This is a genomic window from Mycobacterium sp. 852002-51163_SCH5372311, assembly GCF_001667115.1.
Taxonomy (GTDB): domain Bacteria; phylum Actinomycetota; class Actinomycetes; order Mycobacteriales; family Mycobacteriaceae; genus Mycobacterium.
Map to the genome: position 1 here is coordinate 1 of NZ_LZIJ01000040.1, position 741 is coordinate 741.

At 58.7% G+C, this 741-nt stretch carries 1 pseudogene; it reads right to left on the bottom strand.

The annotated features are described in order from the left end of the window. Nucleotides 1–114: 114 nt before the first annotated feature. Nucleotides 115–741, bottom strand: a pseudogene (locus A5791_RS26660) (hypothetical protein); the annotation flags it as partial.

Consider the following 741-nt stretch of genomic DNA (forward strand, 5'->3'; position numbering starts at 1 on the left):
TAGTAACGGTCTGAGACACATTGGTTTCAGCAGTTGAGCCGGCCAGGGTGGCACCGGCCTGAGCTACCGCGACCACGACTGCAGTCAGATTGGCCTGCAGCCAATCTCGAGGCGTCACTTCGGGATCACCGGCACGCTATAGGAACCGCTGGCCTTGATCTGCGTGACGCAGGCTTGGCCGCGACGGCGCACACCAACACCGAAGCTGCGCTGGAAAAAGCTGTCCTGCAACGGATACGGGCCAAGACCGGGAATAGTACGCAAACCTTGATATTGGCGCTGAGCGTGCTGCCTGAACCCGATGGCGTTGTCAGGGCTGTTGGCTCCGTAGGTGGCGACAACCGCGAAGTAGTCTTCTGGGATGAAGTCGCTCTGGATGATCCAGGTCTCGCCGTAGGAACCCTGCACCTTAAGACCGTTGTAGGACTCCGGCGCAACCTGACCCACGATATTTTCCGGTTGCAAGTAGGCCGGAGCGCCAGCGGACGGAATGTAGTCGTGTTTGGCAATAATGCCGCTGGCGTTTTCTTCGCCAGCTTTGAAGGTTGACACCACTTCCGCCTGTGCCGGGTTCATCAGCGCCAACAGCCGTGAGTTTGATTCAGTGCCGAAACCGTGCTCGGTCACATGGCGAACGGCAGTTTCGAGGTCTCCGGAATCAATAGTGGCGCTACCAGAGACAAGGTAGTGCTGGTGCGCCGCCGCAAACTGCTTGCCGAGATAGGCCGGTGGAACCATTGT